This is a genomic window from Streptomyces sp. NBC_00104, from assembly GCF_045160825.1.
Lineage (GTDB): Bacteria > Actinomycetota > Actinomycetes > Streptomycetales > Streptomycetaceae > Streptomyces.
Window position 1 is genome coordinate 8188905 of sequence record NZ_CP108215.1, and the last position, 23041, is coordinate 8211945.

Genomic DNA, 23041 nt, shown 5'->3' on the forward strand with positions numbered 1-23041 from the left:
CTGTCGCAGGGGCCCCCGACCCTCGCGACCGGCCCCCGACCCTCGCGACCGGCCCCCGGCCCGGCCCGCCACACCGCACCCGAACCGCCCACCCCCGAGCCACCCCAAGGGGAGAAGTGAAACTCCTCATCACCACGGTCGCCGCCGGCGACGCCACCGGCCGCCAGGACGTCCTGTTGAGCGCGTCCGGAAGCACCCCCGTCGAGGACGTCGCGGCGCATCTGGCCCGGCTGCGCGCCGGTGACACCGACGAGACCGGCGCCTTGCCCGCCGCCCCGGGACCGGCCCCGGCCTGCTACCTGGGCGACGAGCCCCTCGCCCCGGGCACCCCGCTGGCCGCCACCCGCCTGATGGACGGCAGCGTCGTCGCCCTCGGCGGCCCGCAGCGGGCCCCCGCCTCCGCCTACGGCCCCGAACGCGACGCCATGCCGCAGCCGCACCGGGCGGACCACTCACCGGTGGTCGAACTCCAGGTGGTGGGCGGCCCGGACGCCGGACGGGTCCACCCGCTGGGCCTCGGCACCCACGGCATCGGCCCGCTGGCGGACGCGGCCGTCCTGCTCGACGGCCGGGGCATGCCGGGCGAGGGCATCCGGGTGACCGTACGCCCGGACGGATCGGCCATCGTGGAACTGCCCGAGGGCGGCCCGGCACGGCTGTCCGTGCCGGAACCGCCGGAGCACCGGGGGAGGCCCAACACCCCGCTGCTGCCGCTCGCGGAGCAGGACGAGGAGGACGACGAGCCGCTGGACGCCGCCGACGGCAGCGCGGAACTCCCCGACGGCTGGGTGCTCTGGCCCGTCGGAGCGGAGCTGTCCGTCGGCGCGTACCTGCTGCGGCTGGCCGAACCGACCTCCCGGGACGCCGCGGTGGTGCCCTCCGAGGGCGGGGGCGGCCTGGACTACAACCGGCCGCCGCGCATGCTGCCGCATCTGGCGCCCGAGCGGTTCCGGCTGCCCGGACCGCCCGATCCCCCCGGACGCAGGCCGATTCCGCTGCTCGTGGCCCTCGCCCCGATGGTCTTCGGCGTCAGCATGATGTTCTTCCTGAACTCGTACTTCTATCTGATCTTCATGTTCCTGTCGCCGGTGCTGATCGCCGCGAACTACGTCAGCGGACGACGTCAGGCCCGCAAGGACTACGAGGAGAAGTCGAGCGTCTACCGGCAGCGCCGGGCCTCGCTGGAGGAGGACGTCCGGCAGAAGGTCGCCACCGAACGGCGGCTGCGCACCGAGAGCGCGCCCGACCCCGCCGTGGCCGGACTCTGGGCGGTCGGCCCCGGCCGCAGGCTGTGGGAACGGCGCCGGGGCGACCCGGACCACCTGGCCCTGCGCATCGGCACCGCCCCGCAGCCGTCCCTGCTCGGCATCGACGACACCGCCCGCGAGGACAACCACACCGCCGTCCACTGGACGATCCCGGACGCCCCGGTCGGCGTCGACCTCGTCGAGAGCGGCGTGGTGGGCGTGGCCGGAGCGACCGGCCCGGTGCAGGCGTTGGCCCGCTGGATGACGGCCCAGGCCGCCGTCCTGCACACCCCGCGCGACCTGCGGATCGTCGTCCTCACCGACAAGGCCGCGCAGGACTCCTGGCACTGGGCGCGCTGGCTGCCCCACTCCCGCGACGGTCTGCCCGGTATCCGCGGCGGCGCGGTCACCCTGATCGGCAACGACCCGGAGACGGTCGCCAACCGCGTGGCCGAACTGGTCTCCACCCTGCGCACCCGGCAGCGGGCCGCCGAGTCCACCATGAGCAAGGCGCTGCTCAGCGAACCGGACGTCCTCGTGGTGATGGACGGCGCCCGGCGCCTGCGCGACGTACCCGGCGTGGTCTCGATCCTCAAGGAGGGCCCGGCCGTCCGGATCTTCCCGCTCTGCCTGGACCAGGAGGAACGCCTCCTGCCCGAGGAGTGCACCGCCGTGGTCCGCCACGAGAACCACCGGCTGACCCTGCGCCGCACCGGACAGCCCGACGTCACCGACATCCGCCCCGACCTGGTCGAACCCGAGTGGTGCGAGCGCGTGGCCCGGGGCATCGCCCCGATCCGCGACGTCACCCCGGACGCCTCCGAGGGCCTGCCCACCAGGGTCGGGCTCCTGGAACTCCTCGGCCTGCCCGAGCCGAGCGGCGAGCAGATAGCCGCCCGTTGGGAGCGGCGGCCCGCCTCCACCGGCGTCCTGCTGGGCGCCGGCTACGACGGCCCCGTAGCCTTCGACCTGGTCAAGGACGGGCCGCACGGCCTGGTCGCCGGAACCACCGGCTCCGGCAAGTCCGAACTGCTGCAGACCTTCGTGGCCACGCTCGCCGCCGTCAACCGGCCCGACGAACTCACCTTCGTCCTCGTCGACTACAAGGGCGGCAGCGCCTTCAAGGACTGCGTCGACCTGCCGCACACCCTCGGCATGGTCACCGACCTCGACAGCCACCTGGTCCAGCGCGCGCTCACCTCGCTCTCGGCGGAACTGACCCGCCGCGAGCACATCCTGGCCGAGGCCGGCGCCAAGGACCTGCCCGAGTACCAGGGCATGCGCCGCCGCACCCCCGCACTCGCGCCCGTGCCCCGGCTGGTCATCGTCATCGACGAGTTCGCCACCCTCTACCGGGAGATCCCCGACTTCATCCCCGGCCTGGTGAGCATCGCCCAGCGCGGCCGGTCCCTCGGCATCCACCTGGTCCTGGCCACCCAGCGCCCGGCCGGTGTGGTCAGCTCCGACATCCGGGCCAACACCAACCTGCGCATCGCGCTCCGGGTCACCGACGCCGCCGAGAGCATGGACGTCATCGACACCAAGGACGCCGTCAGCATCTCCCCGGCCACCCCCGGCCGGGCCCTGGCCCGCCTCGGCCACGGCACCGTCGTCCCCTTCCAGACCGCGTACGCGGGCACCCCGCTGCCCGGCGCCGAGCCGGCCCCGGGGCCCCACGAGCAGCGGCCCGCGGAGGAGCCCCGCGTCCAGGGCACCGCACTGCACTGGCAGCGCCTCGGCCGCGCCGCCGGCCTGCCCGGCACGGCGGACTCGGACCTGGGAGGTGACCCGGCGACGGACACGGCGGGCGAGGAGGGCCCCACCGACCTCAACGCCCTGGTGGCGGCGGTCTCGGAGGCGGCACGGCTCACCGGATGCGCCCCGCAGCCCAGCCCCTGGCTCCCGGCCCTCGGCCAGAACCTCCTGATCGACGACCTGCCCCAGCCCGACGAGACCGGCGGCGCCCGCCTGGCCCCGGTCTCCTGGGGTCTGTCGGACCTGCCCGAGGCACAGGCCCAGCTGCCCGTCCGACTGGACTTCGCCGAGTTCGGACACCTGTACGTCATCGGCATCCCGCGCTCCGGCCGCAGCCAGGTGCTCCGCACCATGGCCGGTGCCCTCGCCCGGGGTCACTCCAGCGCCGACGTCCACCTCTACGGCATCGACTTCGCCGGCGGCGCCCTCACCGCGCTCGGCGTGCTGCCGCACTGCGGTGCCGTCGTGCCCCGCGGCGACATCGAGAGGCTGGAGCGGCTGTTCGCCCGGCTCGACGGGGAACTGGAACGCCGTCAGGAACTCCTCACCGAGCGGCACGCAGGCAACCTCACCGAACTCCGCGAGTCGGGCGGCACCGGCGCCCGTCCGCCGCACATCATGCTGTTCATCGACGGCTGGGACGCGCTGATCGAGGCCGTCGCCGACCACAACGGCGGCCGCCTGGTGGAACAGCTCAACCGGCTCCTGCGCGAGGGCGCCGCCGCGGGCCTGCACGTCGTCGCCACCTCCGAGCGCGCCCTGCTCTCCGGCCGGGCCACCGCCCTCAACGACAACAAACTGCTGCTGCGTCTGAACGACAAGACCGACTACCACGCCGTCGGCAAGCGGGCGCGCGACGTCCCCGACCTCGTCCTGCCCGGTCGCGGCTTCACCTCCGACGGCGGCACCGAGATCCAGGTGGCCCTGCTCGCCCCCGGCGCCACCGGCCAGGAGCAGGCCGAGGCACTGCGCAGGATCGGCGCCGAGGCCACCCGCCGCGACGCCGGACTCCCGGCCGACCGCCGGCCCGCCCGCATCGGCACCCTGCCGGTGAAGGTCACCTTCACGGACGCGTACGAGAAGGTGGGGGAGGAGTTCCGCCGGCCGATGTGGGGCCTGCTGGGCCTCGGCGGCGACGACGTCTCCCCGGTGGGCGTGGACTTCGCGGACACCGCCCCCACCTTCTCGGTCGTCGGTCCGCCCGGCTCCGGCCGCAGCACCACCCTGGCCGCCCTGGCCGTCTCGCTGCTCGCCTCCGGCACCCGCCTGGTGATCCTCGCCCCCCGCGAGTCGCCGCTGCGCACCCTCGGTGGCCATCCCGGCGTACGGCTGATCACCGCGACGGAACCCACCGTCGAGGAGTTCACCGGGGCCCTGGAATCCGGCGGCGGACCCCGGGTGGTCATGGTGGACGACGCCGACCTGTTCGTCCTGCCGGACATCGACCAGAACCTGCGCTCCCTGGCCCAGTCCGGCAGGGACCACGGCATCGGCATCGTCATCGCCGCCACCGCGGAGACCATGACGGGCGCGATGGGCTGGCTCAGCGCCCTGAAACGGCACCGCAAGGGCGTCCTCCTCGGCCCGCAGAGCATCCTGGAGGGCGACTTCGTCGGCGCCCGCCTCGCCCACGCCCACCTGCGCGGCGGCCGCAAACCCGGCCGGGGCCTCACCGTCGACCAGCGCACCGGCGAACTGATCAACGTGCAGATCCCGCAGACCGTGCTCGACGCGGACGAACACGACTGACGCGGACGACACGACGGCCTGATCCGGCCGAGAGACCGCAGCGCCTGGGGACGAGGGCTCCCCGGGCGCTGCCTTACGCTTACGGAGTGACCAACAGCAGCGACCGGAGTCAGGCAGTGGGCGTCAAGACATACGAAGTGCGTACTTATGGATGTCAGATGAACGTCCACGACTCCGAGCGCTTGTCCGGCCTCCTGGAGGACGCCGGATACGTGCGCGCGCCCGAGGACGCCGGCGAGGGCAACGCCGACGTCGTCGTTTTCAACACCTGCGCCGTCCGGGAGAACGCCGACAACCGCCTCTACGGCAACCTCGGGCGTCTCGCCCCGATGAAGACCGCCCGCCCCGGCATGCAGATCGCCGTCGGCGGCTGTCTGGCGCAGAAGGACCGGGACACCATCGTCAAGAAGGCGCCCTGGGTGGACGTCGTCTTCGGCACCCACAACATCGGCAAGCTGCCCGTCCTGCTGGAGCGCGCCCGCGTCCAGGACGAGGCGCAGGTCGAGATCGCCGAGTCCCTGGAGGCCTTCCCCTCCACGCTGCCGACCCGCCGCGAGAGCGCCTACGCCGCCTGGGTCTCGATCTCCGTCGGCTGCAACAACACCTGCACGTTCTGCATCGTCCCGGCCCTGCGCGGCAAGGAGAAGGACCGCCGCACCGGCGACATCCTCGCCGAGATCGAGGCCCTGGTCGGCGAGGGCGTCTGCGAGATCACCCTGCTCGGCCAGAACGTCAACGCGTACGGCTCCGACATCGGCGACCGCGAGGCGTTCAGCAAGCTGCTGCGGGCCTGCGGCACGATCGAGGGCCTGGAGCGCGTCCGCTTCACCTCCCCCCACCCGCGCGACTTCACCGACGACGTGATCGCCGCCATGGCCGAGACGCCGAACGTGATGCCGCAGCTTCACATGCCGCTCCAGTCCGGCTCGGACACGGTCCTCAAGGCGATGCGCCGCTCGTACCGCCAGGAGCGCTACCTCGGGATCATCGAGAAGGTCCGCGCCTCCATCCCGCACGCGGCGATCACCACCGACATCATCGTGGGCTTCCCCGGCGAGACCGAGGAGGACTTCGAGCAGACGATGCACGTGGTCCGCGAGGCCCGCTTCACCCAGGCCTTCACCTTCCAGTACTCCAAGCGCCCCGGCACGCCCGCGGCCACCATGGAGGACCAGATCCCCAAGGCGGTCGTCCAGAAGCGCTACGAGCGCCTCGTCGCCCTCCAGGAGGAGATCTCCTGGGAGGAGAACAAGAAGCAGGTCGGCCGCACCCTGGAACTGATGGTCGCCGAGGGCGAGGGCCGCAAGGACGGCGCCACGCACCGTCTCTCCGGCCGCGCCCCCGACAACCGCCTGGTCCACTTCACCAAGCCCGACCGGGAGGTGCGCCCCGGTGACGTCGTGACCGTCGAGATCACGTACGCCGCCCCGCACCACCTCCTCGCCGAGGGCGCCGTCCTCGACGTACGGCGCACCCGCGCGGGCGACGCCTGGGAGAAGCGGAACGCCGCGCCCGCGGAGAAGGCGGCGGGTGTCCTGCTGGGGCTGCCGAAGATCGGAGTGCCGGAGCCGCTGCCGGTGGCGACCACGGGTGGCTGCGGCGTCGGGCAGTAGCGGGTTCGGCGCAGAAGTTACCCTGCGGATCATGCTTGTAGCCGCCGCCGTCTGTCCCTGTCCTCCGCTGCTCGTGCCCGAGGTCGCCGCGGGGGCCGCGCCCGAGCTGGCCGCTGCTCGGGACGCCTGTGCGGATGCGCTCGGGGTGCTCGCCGCCGCCCGGCCCGACCGGCTGGTGGTCGTGGGCGCCGCCGAACACGACGGGCCGTACCCGGAGGGCTCACGCGGCTCGTTCCGGGGCTTCGGCGTGGACCTCGACGTCCGCCTGGGGCGCGGTGGTGACACGGCGTCCCCGGAAGCCCGGCTGCCCGCCTCCCTCGCCGTCGCCGCTTGGCTGCTCGAACGCACCGGCCGGGCCGACGCTCCCTTGGAAGGGCTCGGCGTGGCGGAACCGATCGCCGCCGAGCGGTGTATCCACATCGGACGGGACATCGCCGGGTCGGCCGAGCGGGTGGCCCTGCTGGTGATGGGCGATGCCAGCGCGTGCCGCACCCTCAAGGCCCCGGGGTATCTGGACGACCGCGCGGCCGGCTTCGACGCGCGGGTCGCGCGGGCGCTCGCCGACGCCGACATCGCGGCCCTGAAGGCCCTGGACACCCAGCTCGCGCGCGAGCTGAAGGCATCCGGCCGCGCCCCCTGGCAGATCCTGGCGGGAGCCGCCGAGGACGCCGGCCTGGCCGGCAGCCTGCTGTACGACGACGCGCCGTACGGGGTGGGCTACCTGGTGGCCGCCTGGTCGTAGACGGAACACGGCTGGTCGAACACGGCTGGTCGAACACGGCGGACGGCCGGGAGCGTGAGGCGCTCTGCGGCCGTCCGGCGATGTGAACCTGTTCAGGAAGCCGGAGGCGGTGGTGTCGTGCCGCCGCCCGGTGACGGGGGTGTGTGGCCACCGCCCGCGGGCGGGGGCGTGTGACCGCCGTCGTCGTGGTGCGCGAGTCGGTCCATGGCGTGCTTGGCCTTGCCCGTGCCCGACTGGATCTTGCCGCTGTACTTGCCCTTGGTCTTCTTGTCGACCGTGTGCGCGGCCTTGTCGAGCCCGTGATGGATCTTGACCTCGTACTTCTGTGCGAGGTGCGAGACCTTGTCCTTGGCCGGGGAGAGTTTGGATCTCAAGTTATCCAGCAGACTCATGGTTCACCTTCCCGCGCGGGCAGTCACTTGCGGGCGCTCTCGCCGGCCTCGTTGTCGGCCGCCTGGTCGGCGGTCTGTTGCTTGGGGATCTCCACGTCGTCCCCCGCGTCGACGGTCTCCGCCGCGGACTCGGCCCCCTCGTCCTCGGCCTTGGCCTCGGCCTTGACCTCGGCCTTGGCCTCGGCCTTGACCTCGGTTTTGGTCTCGGCCTCGGCCTCCGGCCGGGTGGCCTCGGTGGATTCCTTCGCCTCGCCCGACTCCTCCGCCTCGGTCTGGGCGGTCGGCTCGGTCGCCGTCACGGCGGCCTCTTCCGTGTCCTTCGCCTTGCGACGGAACAGTGAAAAAACGCCCATATCAACCTCAATGCTAATCATACGGGCTAATTCCCGCGCTCTCCCGGAGCGTCCCATTGCGTCACCCGGGTCGCCGGCACTCGAAACCGGCGCATCGCACTCGCAACACGCAACGACCCCGGCTCCCCCGCGTCACGTAGCTCGTTCGAGAAGAGGCCCCGACCTTTGCGAGACTGGGGCGGTGAGTAGCGCAGTTCCCCCTCCACGAGTCATCGCCGTCGTCGGACCGACCGCGGCCGGAAAGTCCGATCTGGGCGTCTTCCTCGCGCAGCGCCTCGGCGGCGAGGTGATCAACGCCGATTCCATGCAGCTCTACCGGGGGATGGACATCGGCACCGCCAAGCTGACCCCCGAGGAGCGGGACGGAGTCCCGCACCACCTCCTGGACATCTGGGACGTCACGGCCGCCGCCAGCGTCGCCGAGTACCAGCGGCTCGCCCGCGCCCGCATCGACGCCCTCCTCGCCGAGGGCCGCTGGCCGATCCTGGTGGGCGGCTCCGGGCTGTACGTCCGGGGGGCCGTCGACAACCTGGAGTTCCCCGGCACCGACCCCGAGGTCCGCGCCCGGCTGGAGGAGGAGCTGACGCTGCGCGGCTCGGGCGCGCTGCACGCCCGGCTCGCCGCCGCCGACCCCGAGGCCGCCCACGCGATCCTGCCCAGCAACGGCCGTCGTATCGTCCGTGCCCTCGAAGTGATCGAGATCACCGGAAAGCCGTTCACGGCCAACCTCCCGGGCCATGACTCCGTCTACGACACCGTCCAGATCGGCGTCGACGTGGCGCGCCCCGAACTCGACGAGCGCATCACCCGCCGCGTCGACCGCATGTGGGACGCCGGACTGGTCGAAGAAGTGCGCTCCCTGGAGGCGCAGGGGTTGCGCGAGGGGCGCACGGCGTCGCGTGCGCTCGGCTACCAGCAGGTCCTCGCGGCACTCGCCGGGCAGTGCACCATGGACGAGGCGCGGATCGAGACCGTGCGTGCCACCAAGCGCTTCGCGCGCCGTCAGGATTCGTGGTTCAGGCGCGACCCCCGGGTGCATTGGCTCAAGGGGGGTCTCGCCGACCTGACGGAACTCCCGCAGCTCGCACTGGCGTTGGTCGAACGACCGGTCACAGCCTGATCACGTCATGGCATCGGCTCGCCCCGGCGGTCATCCCGGCCTCCGAGGGCGTGCCATCATCGAGCTTCGATCGACCAAGTGGAGTCCGAGTTGGGAGGGCGCGTGGCGATGGAGGCCAGCCCTCGCGACACCGCACAAGGCGCGGAGCACGGCACCGCGGAGGACACGGAACAGCTGGTTACCGAGGGGTACGCACTGGATCCCGACGGCTACCCGCTGAGCCCCGACGGTCCGGAGGACCAGACTCCCGGTGGCGTGAGCGACGACGGACCGGAACCCGACGAGATGTCCGGGCCGGAGGTCGAGGTCGAGCTGCGCCCCCAGCGCAGACTGCGGCTCTGGCAGCTCGCGCCCATCGTGGGCCTCGCCGCGGTCGGCTCCCTGATGTTCGCCTTCCCGCTCGCCTTCGAGTTCGGGGACGGTGGCGCCGTGGTCGCCATGCTCGGTCTGCTGATCTGCGCCACCGCGGCCGGCTGGGGCATGATGGCCGCCCGCCGGGTCGGTTACACGTGGCCCGGCCTGCCCCAGCGGGGCTCCGGCCGCCGCCCCGACTGGCGCCTCGTCCTCGCCTACGCCCTGGTCCTCGCCGCGGTGGCCTTCCTGGCCGTGTGGCGGGTGGCCCGGCTCCGCTGAGGCCCCGCTCCCCGGACACGCTGTCGTACGCAGCCCGTACGATCGAGGGATGAGCACGCGGATCGCCTTCCTCAAGGGGCACGGGACCGAGAACGACTTCGTGATCGTCCCGGACCCCGAGAACGTCATCGACCTCTCCCCGGCCGCCGTCGCCGCCCTGTGCGACCGCCGTGCGGGCATCGGCGGCGACGGCGTGCTGCACGTCGTACGGTCCGCCGCGCACCCCGAGGCGAAGGGGCTGGCGGCCGAGGCGGAGTGGTTCATGGACTACCGCAACGGCGACGGCTCGATCGCCGAGATGTGCGGCAACGGCGTCCGCGTCTTCGCCCGCTACCTCCTGCACGCCGGTCACATCACCGAGGGCGACCTCGCCGTCGCCACGCGCGGGGGCGTGAAGAAGGTCCACATCGACAAGGACGGCGACGTCACGGTCGGCATGGGCGGTGCCCGCCTCCCCGAAGGAGACGTCACGGTGAGCGTCGGCGAGCACAGCTGGCCCGCGCGCAACGTGAACATGGGCAACCCGCACGCGGTCGCCTTCGTGGACGACCTCGCGCAGGCGGGCGACCTGCTCTCCCCGCCGCCCTTCAGTCCGGCCGCCGCCTACCCGGACGGCGTCAACGTCGAGTTCGTCGTCGACCGGGGCCCCCGCCACGTGGCGATGCGGGTCCACGAGCGCGGCTCCGGCGAGACCCGCTCCTGCGGCACCGGCGCGTGCGCCGTCGCCGTGGCCGCCGCCCGCCGGGACGGCGCCGACCCCGCCGTCACGGGCACCCCGGCGACGTACACCGTCGACGTGCCCGGCGGCACGCTCGTGATCACCGAGCGGACCGACGGCGAGATCGAGATGACCGGCCCCGCGGTGATCGTCGCCGAGGGCGAGATCGACGCCAAGTGGCTGGAAAACGCGGCGCGTTGAGGTGTGGTAGGGCTTGATATGGCGGTGTCCGGAGCGCGGGCGCCGTATGCATCCAAGCCCACGGTGCGTTCAGGGGTGCGAATCCATGGCACACCCCGGGCGGGGTGGCTCGAAACCGTAAACCTCAGGACCTTCGCTCGAATGGGTGATCCGTTTCACGCTCGGCGAGAGGCGGTCGGACGGGCGTGATGGGCTCGGTAGCATCAAGCACCGGCACGGACGGGGGAACCACACGATCCCCTGAGCCGCCGCACGCCATGGGGCACCCGTCCGCCGGTCCACGCAGCCGGAGGTGCCCATGAGCGCGGAGGCCACGAACCCCGCCGTATCGCCCGCCCCTGCGCCGCCACCAGCGCACCGCAGGAAGGGCCGACCTCGTATCGACCTGCGCCGTCTGGGCCGCGCCGCACTCATGGGACCGACGACCCGCGACCGGTTTCCCGACGCGATCAGCCATGTCGCCGAGGCGCACCGCGCCCACCACCCCGACGCCGATCTGGAGCCGCTGCGCCGCGCGTACGTCCTCGCCGAGTCCTCGCACCGCGGCCAGATGCGCAAGAGCGGTGAGCCGTACATCACCCATCCGCTCGCCGTGACGCTGATCCTCGCGGAACTCGGCGCGGAGACAACGACCCTGACGGCCTCTCTGCTCCATGACACCGTCGAGGACACGGATGTGACCCTCGATCAGGTGCGCGAGGAGTTCGGCGAGGAGGTGCGTTATCTCGTCGACGGCGTCACGAAGTTGGAGAAGGTCGACTACGGAGCCGCCGCCGAGCCCGAGACCTTCCGCAAGATGCTCGTCGCCACCGGCAACGACGTCCGGGTGATGTCCATCAAACTCGCCGACCGGCTGCACAACATGCGCACCCTCGGCGTGATGCGCCCCGAGAAGCAGGAACGCATCGCCAAGGTCACCCGGGACGTGCTGATCCCGCTTGCCGAACGGCTCGGCGTCCAGGCACTCAAGACCGAGTTGGAGGACCTCGTCTTCGCGATCCTCCACCCCGAGGAGTACACGCACACCCGCGACCTCATCACGGAGAACGCCGCGCGGGAGCCCGACCCGCTCGCCGAGATCTCCGACGAGGTGCGCGGCGTTCTGCGCGAGGCGGGCATCCAGGCCGAAGTCCTCATAAGGCCGCGCCACTTCGTCTCCCTGCACCGGGTCTCCCGCAAACGCGGACAACTGCGCGGCTGCGACTTCGGACGGCTCCTGGTCCTCGTCAACGAGGACGCCGACTGCTACGCGGTCCTCGGCGAACTGCACACCTGCCTCACGCCCGTGGTCTCGGAGTTCAAGGACTTCATCGCCGTACCGAAGTTCAACCTGTACCAGTCGCTGCACACCGCGGTCGCCCGAGGGGACGGCCAGGTCGCCGAAGTCCTCATCCGCACGCACCAGATGCACAAGGTCGCCGAGGCCGGTGTCGTCGCGCTGGGCAATCCGTACGCCCCTCCGTCGGAGGACCAGACCGACGGCCGGCGGCCCGACGGCGAGGGCGAGCGCATCGACCCCACCCGCCCCGGCTGGCTCTCCCGGCTCCTCGACTGGCAGGAGGCGGCACCGGACGCGGACATGTTCTGGTCGACCCTGCGCGAGGATCTCGCCCAGGACCGCGAGATCACCGTGTTCCGGCCCGACGGAGGCACCTTGGGGCTTCCCGAGGGCTCCAGTTGCGTGGACGCGGCGTACGCGCAGTACGGCGAGGACGCGCACGCCTGCATCGGGGCGCGCGTCAACGGCCGCCTGGCGAGGCTGAGCACGGTCCTGAAGGACGGCGACACCGTCCAGCTCCTCATGGGCCAGGACCCGGCCTCCGAGCCCTCCAGAGAGTGGCTGGAACACGCCCACACACCCGGCGCGCGCATCGCCATCCAGCGCTGGCTCGCCACCCACCCCTCGCCCGCCGCCGACGACGACCACGAGGAGCGCGACGGCACACGCAAGGACGAGACGCCCGCCCTCCGCCCCGCCCTCGACGAGCCCGCCGCCACCTCCGACACCGTCGGCGCCGTGGTCGTCGTCGACAGACCCGAGGCGACCGTACGTCTCGCCGGCTGCTGTACGCCCGTACCGCCCGACGAGGTCACCGGGTTCGCCGTCCGCGGGGGAGTGGTGACCGTGCACCGCGTCGAATGCGCCGCCGTGACGCGCATGAAGGGCCTGGGACGTCCGGAGATCGAGGTGAGTTGGGGGGACACCACCGAGTTCCGGGTCACCCTCGTCGCCGAGTCCTTCCAGCGGCCCCACCTGCTCGCCGACCTCACCGAGGCCATCGCCCTGGAGGGCGTCGCCATCGTCTCCGCCACCGTCGAACCTCCCACCCAGCAGCGCGTCCGCCACACCTACACACTGCAACTCCCGGACGCCGCCCACCTCCCCGGCCTGATGCGCGCCATGCGGAACGTGCCGGGCGTCTACGACGTGGGCCGGGCCCAGCACCAGGCGGCGGCCGCGCACTGACCCGGGCGGACACCCGCGCACGCCGTGCGGACGGTGGCCGCGCACGACCTCGGCGGGCGGCCGCGCGGCGATCCCGTCCGGCAGCCGGCCACCGACCCGGCCGCTCGGAGGCGGCGCGGCGGACGGCGGACCGCTCGTTCGGGTGGGATCGCCGCGCGTCGGCCGCGCGCGGCGGGAGTGCGCTGGTAGCGGTGGACCATGCCGCTCACCCCACGCCCCAGGAGCCGCCGCGTCCAGGCCGCGCTGCTCGCCTCCGCCGCCTCCGTCTGCCTGATCGCCGCGAGCGCCCCCTCACCCGCCGTGCCCCTCGGCGTCGGCGACCGGCTCTTCCCCCACCTCGGCAACCCGGGATACGACGTGGCGTCGTACGACCTCGACTTCACCTACCCCGGCAGCAACCGCGAGCCGCTCACCGCCGTCACCACGATCGACGCCCGGACGACCGCCCCTCTGGAACGGGTCAACCTCGACTTCACGCACGGGAAGGTCAGCTCCGTGGAGGTCGACGGAGCGCCCGCCGCCTTCACGAGCGCGGGGGAGGACCTGGTGATCACCCCCCGGGCCCCGCTCCCCGAGGGCGCCCGGACGCGCATCACCGTGCGGCACACCAGCGACCCCGTGTACACGGGGGACGAGGAGGGCGGCTGGGTACGGACCGCCGACGGGCTCGCGATGGCCAACCAGGCCGACGCGGCGCACGTGGTGTTCCCCTGCAACGACCACCCCTCCGACAAGGCGATGTTCACGGTCCGTGTCACCGTGCCCGACGGCTACACGGCCGTCTCCAACGGTCTCGCCACCGGCACGGACCGCGCCCCGGGAACCACCACCTGGACCTACCGCACCCAACACCCCATGGCCACCGAACTGGCCCAGATCTCCGTCGGCCGCTCCGCCGTCGTCCACCGGACCGGACCCCACCGCCTGTCCGTCCGCGACGTGGTCCCCGCCAAGGACCGCGAGAAGCTCGAACCGTGGCTCAAGAAGACCCCCGCCCAGATCGAGTGGATGGAGGGCAAGGTCGGCCGCTACCCCTTCGAGACGTACGGCGTGCTGATCGCCGAGGCGCAGACCGGGTTCGAACTGGAGACACAGACCCTGTCCCTCTTCGAGAAAGACCTGTTCACCCGGCCCGAGTACCCCAAGTGGTACGTCGAGTCGATCATGGTCCACGAGCTGGCCCACCAGTGGTTCGGCAACAGCGTCAGCCCCCGCACCTGGTCCGACCTGTGGCTGAACGAGGGACACGCCACCTGGTACGAGGCCCTGTACGCCGAGGAGACCGCCGGCCGGACCGTGGCGGCGCGCATGAAGGCCGCCTACGGCGCCTCCGACCGTTGGCGGACCGCCGGGGGACCCCCCGCGGCCCCGAAGGCGCCCGAGAACGGCCAGAAGATCGGTATCTTCCGGGCGAACGTCTACGACGGCGCCGCGCTCTTCCTCTACGCCCTGCGCGAGGAGATCGGCGGTTCCGCGTTCGCCCTGCTCCAGCGGGCCTGGGTCGCCGTCCACCGGGACGGTGTCGCCTCGACCGCCGACTTCCAGGACCTCGCCTCCCGGATCGCCGGACGCGACCTCGGCGCCTTCTTCCACGCCTGGCTGTACGAGGTGAAGACACCGCCGATGCCGGGGCACCCCGACTGGAAGTCCGCTCCGGTGGAGGCCCCGGCGAAGCGGTAGCCGGGATCCACCCGGGTGTGACCTCGGTGCGGACGGGGAAAAACCCGGGTGACGAGACGGGGCGTACCGTGCGACCATCTTCGAGTCGGCGGCGGGAATCTCCCGGGTGCCCCGGGCGTTGTCGCCAGTGACGGGTCGTGATCCGTCACCTCGGATTCCTATCGACGTAAGGACCCAATGACCTCCTCTTCTTCCCCTTCCCAGGCCGCACAGAGCGCCTTCGCGCAGAACGACCCCGAGAACCTGCGGGCCGATGCCCTGATGGAAGAGGACGTCGCCTGGAGCTTCGAGATCGACGGAGAGCGGGACGGCGACCAGTTCGACCGCTCCGACCGCGCGGCCCTGCGCCGCGTCGCGGGCCTCTCCACCGAGCTGGAAGACGTCACCGAGGTCGAGTACCGCCAGCTCCGCCTGGAGCGCGTCGTACTCGTCGGTGTCTGGACCACGGGAACCGCACGGGATTCGGAGAACTCCCTCGCGGAGCTGGCCGCCCTCGCGGAGACCGCGGGCGCGCTCGTGCTGGACGGCGTGATCCAGCGCCGCGACAAGCCGGACGCGGCCACCTACATCGGCTCCGGCAAGGCCAACGAACTGCGGGACATCGTCCTCGAATCGGGCGCGGACACCGTCATCTGCGACGGTGAGCTGAGCCCGGGCCAGCTCATCCACCTCGAAGACGTCGTCAAGGTCAAGGTCATCGACCGTACGGCCCTGATCCTCGACATCTTCGCCCAGCACGCCAAGTCCCGCGAGGGCAAGGCACAGGTCGCGCTCGCGCAGATGCAGTACATGCTGCCGCGGCTGCGAGGCTGGGGTCAGTCGCTGTCCCGGCAGATGGGCGGCGGCAAGGGCGGCGGCCTCGCCACCCGTGGTCCCGGTGAGACCAAGATCGAGACGGACCGGCGGCGGATCCGCGAGAAGATGGCGAAAATGCGCCGGGAGATCGCGGAGATGAAGACTGGCCGCGAGATCAAGCGCCAGGAGCGCCGCAGGAACAAGGTGCCCTCGGTGGCCATCGCCGGTTACACCAACGCCGGCAAGTCCTCCCTGCTCAACCGCCTCACGGGCGCCGGCGTCCTGGTCGAGAACGCGCTGTTCGCGACCCTTGACCCGACCGTGCGCCGGGCCGAGACCCCGAGCGGGCGGCTGTACACGCTGGCGGACACCGTCGGCTTCGTACGCCACCTGCCGCACCACCTCGTCGAGGCGTTCCGCTCCACGATGGAGGAGGTCGGCGACTCCGACCTGATCCTGCACGTGGTCGACGGTTCGCACCCCGCGCCGGAGGAGCAGCTGGCCGCCGTGCGCGAGGTCATCCGGGACGTGGGCGCGACCAACGTGCCCGAGATCGTGGTGATCAACAAGGCGGACGCGGCCGACCCGCTGACGCTCCAGCGGCTGCTGCGGATCGAGAAGCGCTCCATCGCCGTCTCGGCCCGCTCCGGCCAGGGCATCGCGGAACTGCTCGCCCTGATCGACAACGAACTGCCGCGCCCCTCGGTCGAGATCGAGGCGCTCGTGCCGTACACCCACGGCAAGCTCGTCGCCCGCGCCCACACCGAGGGCGAGGTGATCTCCGAGGAGCACACCCCGGAGGGCACCCTGCTCAAGGCCCGGGTGCACGAGGAACTGGCCGCCGACCTGGCGCCGTACGTCCCGGCGGCCACGGCCTGACGGTCGACTGAGTCGCCCGCACGTCCGACGGCCGGTTGACGCGTCGGTACGTCCCGAAGGCCCGCCCTCTCCGTTGAGGGCGGGCCTTCGGTCATGCGCGGGGCACCGGCGGCTTGGTGCCCCCGCACACCCCCGTCCGTCCACGCGCCACGCGGGTTTCTCCTCGACCTGGGCGGCGATCAGCTCGCCGGGGCCATAGGCGTGCTCAGCACGCGCCCTGTTCAGTGGGACGAAGCTGTTCCGCTCGTCGTGGCAGCCGAGGCCGTACGAGCCGCCGGTCAACCGCGCGACCGGGCCGCCGGACGGAAGAGGGCGGCGGCGTGACACCAGCTCGGCCGCGCTCACCGACCGCCGTACGCGCTACTCATCTCGTCGTACAGCGCCCTGGCCGTGTCGCCCAACCGCGATCCCGCGAGCCAGGTGTTGCCGGCCGGGCCGATCGACGTGTTCGACACGAGCCGGGGCTCGGTGCCGACCATGCGGAACCAGCCGTCGCCGGACGACCCGCCGGTCATGGTGCAGCCGATGCGGTACAGGGGACGGGCGGACGGCGCGCGGCCAGGACTTCCGCGCGCCGTCCGGCCACCCCTCTCCGGGGGCGGCACCACCGTGGTCAGCCAGGTGTCACTGCGACGCGAACTTGTCGCTCACCGCCTGGTACACACCCTCGGCCTCCTTGCCCAGCCGCGGCCCGGCCAGCCAACCGGCGCTCACCGGTCCGATGGAGGTGTTCGACACCAGCGCGGGCTGACCGTCCGAACCGGTCGCCACCCAGCCACCGCCGGACGACCCGCCGGTCATGGTGCAGCCGATGCGGTACATCGTCGGGTCGGCCTCGACGAGCGAGAGCCGCCCCGGCTTGTCCGTGCACCGGTACATCGTCTCGCCGTCGTACGGAGCGCCGGCCGGGTAGCCGGTCGCGGTGATGCTCTCCACCTGCGGCACGGCGGGCGCGTCGAAGTCCACCGGCAGCGCCGAACCGACCATCTCTTCCAGCGACTTGCCCCCGCTGCCCTCCTCCGGCGTCACATGGATCACCGCGAAGTCGTACGGCGCTCCGTCACCGCCCGTCTGACCGCCCTGCTCGATCCACTGGTCCGAGGTCTGCGCCCAGTCACCCCACCAGACGCCGTACGGAGCGACCTCCTCCTTCGTGGCCGTCTGCAGCTCCGACGCCGCCATACCGCTGTCGTTGTACGAGGGCACGAAGGCGATGTTGCGGTACCAGCCGCCCGACTTGCCGGCGTGCACACAGTGGCCGGCCGTCCACACCATGTTGGACTTGCCCGGGTTGGCCGGGTCCTGGACCACGGTCGCCGAGCAGACCATCGTGCCCTCGGGCGCGTCGAAGAACACCTTGCCCGCCTCGGGCACGTTCGCGTGGTACTTGGCCGACACCGCCTCGGCTTCGACGGACTGCGGCGTCGGGTCGGTCACGCCCTGGTCACCGGTGAGGTCGCTCTCGTCGACCTCCTTCTCCGGTTCCTCGGCGTCCCGCATCCGGTCCGGGTCCCACAGGTCCTCGATGATCGGGTTGACGTAGTCCTCGGCCTCGCGCAGCCAGTCGTCCTTGTCCCAGTTCTTCCAGGCCCCGCCCCGCCACTTGTCGAGGTCGATCCCGTGTTCCTTGAGCTTGTCCTTGAGGTCGTCCGGTATCTGGATCTTGCCGTCGCCCGCGCTGCCGCTGTCCTGCGCGGACGCCGACGCATCGGCGTTCGCCGTGGTGTCACCGGAGCCGCACGCGGTGGCGGTCAACGACAGAACCGTGGCCAGGCCGACCGCGGCCAGAACGGGGGAGGTTCTGCGGCGCGTGCTCCTCCCACGACGAGCGGTGCGGAGCGGTCGTATGGGTCGCATGGTCTGAACTCCCCCTGGGGCGTAAGTGAACTCTGTGCTGCCGAAGCGGATCACGCACGGATCCTCCGCGCGCGCACCGCCTCCTTGTACGTAACCGACATGGCATTCGCGCGGCTCTGTACGTCTGCTTCTTCGTACGTAGCCGTCGTACGCGCGGCTTGGTACGCGTCCGCCGAGCCGCGTCGTTCGGAACGGCACCACACACTATGCGGTCGTTGTGGGGGACATCCGATGGAACGGCAACGGTTCCGTCACGGCAAGGATCTTCGCTCCACCCGCTTCCCCGTAGGAGTCGCGTCGTTGGTATGTGCGGGGACCCGCCGGTGCTCGGTGACCCCTGCCAACTCGCCTCTGAACAGCGGGAGGAAGTGCAGTCGTGGCGGTGACCGAGTCCACGGTGACGCTGGTGGGGCGTGAGTCCGACCGAGCGCGTTCGCGACACGAGAGCGAACGGGCGCAAGCACGACGGGAGCACGACGGGGCGCGCTCGGCACACGAGGGGATCCTGCGGCGGCAGACGGCCCGTGAGTCGGCTGCGCGCACCTACGCGCGCGCCCTGCCCATCGTGCCCGTACGCGCCCGGGGGCTGACCATCGAGGGCGCCGACGGCCGCCGTTACCTCGACTGTCTGTCCGGCGCGGGCACCCTGGCCCTCGGCCACAACCACCCGGTCGTCCTCGAAGCGATCCGCAAGGCGCTCGACTCGGGCGCCCCGCTGCACGCCCTCGACCTGGCCACCCCCGTCAAGGAGGCCTTCACCACCGAACTGTTCCGCACCCTGCCGCCCGGGCTTGCGGACCGCGCGCGCGTCCAGTTCTGCGGACCCGCCGGCACGGACGCGGTCGAGGCCGCCTTCGAACTGGTCCGGGCGGCGACCGGACGCACCGACATGCTCGCCTTCACCGGTGCCGACCACGCCATGACCGCCGGGGCTCTCCCACACAACGCCTCCGGGGGCGCCCGAGCCGTACGGGCGGCACGTCTGCCGTACCCGCAGGACTACCGCTGCCCGTTCGGTATCGGCGGCGAGGGCGGCGCCGAACTCGCGGCCCGCTGGACCGAGTCCGTCCTCGATGACGTCACGTCCGGCGCACTGCTGCCCGCCGGCATGATCCTCGAACCCGTCCAGGGTGAGGGCGGCGTGATCCCAGCCCCGGACGGCTGGCTGCGCCGCATGCGTGAGATCACCACCGCGCGCTCGATCCCGCTGATCGCCGACGAGGTCCAGACGGGTGTGGGCCGCACGGGCCGCTTCTGGGCCGTCGAGCACAGCGGCGTCGTCCCCGATGTGATGGTCCTGTCCAAGGCCATCGGTGGCAGTCTCCCGCTGGCCGTCGTGGTCTACCGCGACGACCTCGACACCTGGCAGCCCGGCGCCCACGCGGGCACCTTCCGCGGCAACCAGCTCGCCATGGCCGCCGGCGCCGCCACCCTCGCCCACGTCCGTGAGAACGGCCTCGCCGGACGCGCCGAAGCCCTGGGTGCCCGCATGCTCGCCCAACTCCAGTGCCTCACCGAGCAGTTCGCCTGCGTGGGCGACGTACGGGGACGGGGGCTGATGATCGGCATCGAGATGGTCACCCCGGACACGTCCTCTCCCTCCGGCGACACCGGCCCGCGCCCACCCGCCCCCTCCCTCGCCACCGCGGTCCAGCGCGAGTGCCTCCGCCGTGGCCTGATCGTCGAACTCGGCGGTCGCCACGCCGGCGTCGTACGCCTCCTCCCACCCCTCACGATCACCGACGAACAGACGAACGCCGTACTCGACCGCCTGACGGACGCGATCGCGTCGGTAGCGGCCGCCGCCCTGGCGCGAGGCTCGGTGAGCCCGGTGCCCGAGCGAACCGGAGGGCCCGCACGCATGCCCGCCGGATGAGCTTCGAGCAGCCCCGAGCGGCCGCCCGGTCCGCCCACCACCGAGCAACCATCCAGGCCGCCCCTCACCCCACCCCCGAAACAGCCGCACACCCCCGGCACCGACCCACCCCGCCACCGCCCCGCATCGCTCCCGCACGCGCCCCCACCGCACCATCGCCCGGCACTCCTCCCGCACAAGCCCCCACTCCGTTCGACCGCACAGCCCCGCGATTGCCCTTCCGCACGAGCAACCCCAGGAACCGCCTTGAATCCGCCACCCGCCCCCGAGGCCCGCATCCACGACCCCGCCCCGGAAACCCACACCCCCGAGACCCCGAGGCCGCCGACCGCAGAGCCGTCCCCTCGCCTGGCCGAGCCACAGCCCTGCCAGGCTGAGCAGGGACCCGGCCACCCGGAGCAGGACCCCTGCCGGCCGGAGCGGGGCTCCGGCCGGGCCGAGCCGGGGTTCAGCCAGGCTTACAGGTGCCCAGGTGAGGCCGAGCCACAAGGGAGTCAGGCCGGGCGAGGGGCCGATCCGCTCCAGCGAGGGCCCAGCCAGCCCGAGCCGGGATCCGGATCCGGTCACCCCGCGCAGGTTCCGGCCCCTGCCGTGCCGGTCCCTCGCCAAGCCGCGACCGCTCACCATCCGACCGAGGCACGTCGAGAGAGCGTCCCACCGGCCCCAAGCCGAGCCGCCGACCGGACCCGGACCGCCGCGTCTTCGCCCGTCTCCGCCGCCGTCGGAACCTGGGCCACCGCGTCTTCGTCCGGTCCCGCCGCCGTCGGAACCCGGCCCACCGAGCCTCCGTCCGGTCCCGCCGCCGACGTCCTGCACCACCCCGACCCGCACACCGCGGCCCAGGCGGCAGCGGTCGAGAACCTGTTGCGCTGCTGGGTACGCGAACACAACCTCACCTCCCCCCACGAGGGCACCCTCCACATCCCCCTCCCCACCACCGGCTCGACACTCCTCACCCCGGTGCACTACTGGTCCCTCACCGGCTGGCACCGCTTCGGCCTCCCGCACCTCGTCGGCATCCCCGAGACGGCACCCCCTGTCGACGCGGTCACAGTGGCGACCCTGCTGGCCAGGGAGGCTGCCGCGCGAGGCCCACGCGGGACAGGCACCCAAGAGCCCCGACCCACGACAGCGCACACCCCCGCGTCCCCCACCACGGGCAGGCCGGATCACCCCGATCCGCTCGACGCACTCGGCCGCCCCGGCCTGCTCCGACGACTCGCCCCACTCGATCAACCAGGTCAACCAGGTCAACCAGACCGGCCTGACCAACTCGGCTGCCCCGACCAGCCCGACCAGCCCGACCAGCCCGACCTGATCGGCAGAGTCGCCGACTCCGCCCGCCGCGTCGCCGTGTTCATCGCCGAGCGCCGAGCCGATCCCGCCGACCATCCGGACCGCTTCCTCGCCGCCGAGCAGGCTCTCGTCCTCGGCCACCCCCTGCACCCCACCCCGAAGAGCCGGGATGGGCTCTCCGAGGCCGAAGCACGGCTCTACTCACCTGAGTCGCGTGGCTCCTTCCCCTTGCACTGGATGGCGATCGCACCCTCCGTCCTGTCGACCGACTCGGCATGGACCGAGCGCGGTCGTGTCGTCCCCGCCGACCAGCTGACCGCACGGCTGGCAGGCCCGGCGCTGCCGCTGCCCCACGGCTACGCCGCCCTGCCCCTGCACCCCTGGCAGCTCCGCGAGGTCCGCCACCGTCCGGCCGTCGCCGCCCTGCTCGACGCCGGGCTGCTTCGGGACCTGGGTCCGCACGGCGACCCGTGGCACCCCACCTCCTCCGTCCGCACCGTTCACCGCACCGGCGCCCCCGCGATGCTGAAGCTCTCGCTGGGCCTGCGCATCACCAACTCCCGTCGTGAGAACCTCCGCAAGGAACTCCACCGCGGTGTCGAGGTCCACCGCCTGTTGCGCACCGGCCTGGCCGCGCGGTGGCAGGCGGCCCACCCCGGGTTCGACATCGTCCGAGACCCGGCCTGGCTGGCGGTCACCGCACCGGACGGTGCCCCCCTGCCCGGGCTGGACGTGGTCATCCGGCACAACCCGTTCCGCCCGGCGGACGACGCGGCCTGCGTCGCCGGACTCGTCTCGCCGAGGCCGTACGACCAGGGCGGGCGACGGACGGATCGCTTCGCCGTGGGCCCCGGCGAGCCGCAGAGCTGCCACAAGGACCAGGAGCCGGAGCGGCCCGGCGGCCCCCTTCGGCAGGGCCGCGACACCCGTACCGATGAGCGCCACACCATGCGGTCACGGCTTGCCGACGTCGTCACCCGCCTCGCCGACCGCACCGGGCGTCCCCGAGGCACCGTCGCCATCGAGTGGTTCCTGCGCTATCTGGAGCAGGTCGTGCGGCCCGTGCTGTGGCTGGACAGCGAGGCCGGGATCGCTCTCGAAGCGCACCAGCAGAACACGCTCGTCCTACTGGATCCCCACGGCTGGCCCATCGGCGGCCGGTACCGCGACAACCAGGGCTACTACTTCCGCGAGTCCCGTCGCGCGGACCTCGAAGCCCGGCTGCCCGGCATCGGCGCACACAGTGACACGTTCGTCTCCGACGAGGTCACCGACGAGCGGTTCGCCTACTACCTCGGGATCAACAACGTGCTGGGCCTCATCGGCGCGTTCGGCTCCCAGCGCCTCGCCGACGAGCGGCTCCTGCTCGCCGCCTTCCGCCGCTTCCTCGCGGATGTGGCCACCGGCCCTGCCCGGCTGAACACAACCCTGCCGGCCCGGCTGCTCGACTCACCCGTCCTGCGCTGCAAGGCCAACCTCCTGACCCGCCTCCACGGCCTCGACGAACTCGTCGGCCCCGTCGACACCCAGTCCGTCTACGTCACCATCGCCAACCCCCTCCATCGCTGACCGGCCCCTTCGCCCCTGTTCAGCTCACCCGTCTCCGTACTCCGCCTCCCTTCAGCCCCGAGGAACATGACCCACCCGATCTCCTGAGAGGAGCGTCGC

Annotated in this window: 15 protein-coding genes; 11 read left to right on the forward strand and 4 right to left on the reverse strand. The window is 72.3% G+C overall.

All coding sequences use genetic code 11. The features are described from left to right. The first annotated feature begins 116 nt into the window (after positions 1-116). The 3 genes from OG272_RS35940 to OG272_RS35950 all read left to right on the forward strand — a co-directional run bounded on the left by OG272_RS35940 (position 117) and on the right by OG272_RS35950 (position 7106). Positions 117-4751, forward strand: a complete 4635-nt coding sequence (locus OG272_RS35940; RefSeq protein ID WP_328224163.1) for an FtsK/SpoIIIE domain-containing protein — start codon at positions 117-119, stop codon at positions 4749-4751. 86 nt (positions 4752-4837) lie between these two features. Continuing rightward, on the forward strand, positions 4838-6364 hold the full coding sequence (gene miaB / locus OG272_RS35945; protein WP_326576353.1) for a tRNA (N6-isopentenyl adenosine(37)-C2)-methylthiotransferase MiaB: 1527 nt from the start codon (positions 4838-4840) through the stop codon (positions 6362-6364). A gap of 31 nt (positions 6365-6395) precedes the next feature. Further along, positions 6396-7106, forward strand: a complete 711-nt coding sequence (locus OG272_RS35950; RefSeq protein WP_405895501.1) for a class III extradiol dioxygenase subunit B-like domain-containing protein — start codon at positions 6396-6398, stop codon at positions 7104-7106. Positions 7107-7198: 92 nt separating this feature from the next. On the opposite strand, the gene OG272_RS35955 is transcribed toward OG272_RS35950, so the two are convergent. Together OG272_RS35955 and OG272_RS35960 are read right to left on the reverse strand one after the other, a co-directional pair. Further along, on the reverse strand, positions 7199-7498 hold the full coding sequence (locus tag OG272_RS35955) for an antitoxin (protein ID WP_327727540.1): 300 nt from the start codon (positions 7496-7498) through the stop codon (positions 7199-7201). Between the two features lie 23 nt (positions 7499-7521). Next, entirely contained in the window at positions 7522-7851 is a 330-nt protein-coding gene (locus tag OG272_RS35960) for a hypothetical protein (RefSeq protein WP_405895502.1), read from the reverse strand. Positions 7852-8032: 181 nt separating this feature from the next. Between OG272_RS35960 and miaA the strand changes: the two genes are divergently transcribed. The 6 genes from miaA to hflX all read left to right on the forward strand — a co-directional run bounded on the left by miaA (position 8033) and on the right by hflX (position 16344). Continuing rightward, complete coding sequence (miaA, locus tag OG272_RS35965; protein ID WP_327727538.1) at positions 8033-8971, forward strand: tRNA (adenosine(37)-N6)-dimethylallyltransferase MiaA; 939 nt, start codon at positions 8033-8035, stop codon at positions 8969-8971. Between the two features lie 102 nt (positions 8972-9073). Beyond that, positions 9074-9604 (forward strand): hypothetical protein, encoded by a 531-nt coding sequence (locus tag OG272_RS35970; protein ID WP_327727537.1) that lies wholly within the window; start codon positions 9074-9076, stop codon positions 9602-9604. A gap of 49 nt (positions 9605-9653) precedes the next feature. Further along, entirely contained in the window at positions 9654-10523 is an 870-nt protein-coding gene (dapF, locus tag OG272_RS35975; protein WP_327727536.1) for a diaminopimelate epimerase, read from the forward strand. A gap of 298 nt (positions 10524-10821) precedes the next feature. Next, positions 10822-12990: an HD domain-containing protein gene (locus OG272_RS35980; RefSeq protein ID WP_327727535.1), complete on the forward strand. Its 2169-nt coding sequence runs from the start codon at positions 10822-10824 to the stop codon at positions 12988-12990. A 198-nt stretch (positions 12991-13188) separates the two neighbouring features. After that, a complete protein-coding gene (locus OG272_RS35985) occupies positions 13189-14670 on the forward strand; it encodes a M1 family metallopeptidase (protein WP_405895503.1) in 1482 nt (493 codons plus the stop codon). A gap of 177 nt (positions 14671-14847) precedes the next feature. Further along, positions 14848-16344, forward strand: a complete 1497-nt coding sequence (hflX, locus tag OG272_RS35990; protein WP_326576337.1) for a GTPase HflX — start codon at positions 14848-14850, stop codon at positions 16342-16344. Positions 16345-16685: 341 nt separating this feature from the next. Here hflX and OG272_RS35995 read toward each other — a convergent pair whose 3' ends face one another. Together OG272_RS35995 and OG272_RS36000 are read right to left on the reverse strand one after the other, a co-directional pair. Beyond that, complete coding sequence (locus OG272_RS35995; protein ID WP_405895504.1) at positions 16686-16859, reverse strand: hypothetical protein; 174 nt, start codon at positions 16857-16859, stop codon at positions 16686-16688. Positions 16860-16968: 109 nt separating this feature from the next. Then, positions 16969-18201, reverse strand: a complete 1233-nt coding sequence (locus tag OG272_RS36000) for a hypothetical protein (protein WP_326576335.1) — start codon at positions 18199-18201, stop codon at positions 16969-16971. A 376-nt stretch (positions 18202-18577) separates the two neighbouring features. Here OG272_RS36000 and OG272_RS36005 point away from each other — a divergent pair, with 376 nt between their 5' ends. Then, on the forward strand, positions 18578-20077 hold the full coding sequence (locus OG272_RS36005; RefSeq protein WP_405895505.1) for a diaminobutyrate--2-oxoglutarate transaminase family protein: 1500 nt from the start codon (positions 18578-18580) through the stop codon (positions 20075-20077). Between the two features lie 810 nt (positions 20078-20887). Next, entirely contained in the window at positions 20888-22942 is a 2055-nt protein-coding gene (locus OG272_RS36010) for an IucA/IucC family protein (protein WP_405896113.1), read from the forward strand. Positions 22943-23041 lie beyond the last annotated feature (99 nt).